The organism is Paenibacillus sp. SER-28 (genome assembly GCF_052906305.1).
This window is the reverse complement of record NZ_JBRECM010000112.1, coordinates 1-211: the sequence shown is the minus strand read 5'-3', so window position 1 is coordinate 211 and position 211 is coordinate 1. Positions and strand designations below refer to the sequence as shown.

General features: G+C 47.9%; 1 tRNA gene. It reads left to right on the top strand.

Annotation, left to right across the window (positions count from 1 at the left end):
• The first annotated feature begins 138 nt into the window (after nucleotides 1–138).
• Nucleotides 139–211 (top strand) — tRNA-Phe (locus ACUYLD_RS25870).

Below are 211 nucleotides of genomic sequence, written 5' to 3'. Positions count from 1 at the left end.
CTGTGGTGTAGAGGCCTAACATGCCTGCCTGTCACGCAGGAGATCGCGGGTTCGAATCCCGTCAGTTCCGCCATTTTAACTTCATATATAATTGGCATATAAAGTGCGGATTATATGATGTAGTAATAAAAAAAATATGGCTCGGTAGCTCAGTCGGTAGAGCAGAGGACTGAAAATCCTCGTGTCGGCGGTTCGATTCCGTCCCGAGCCA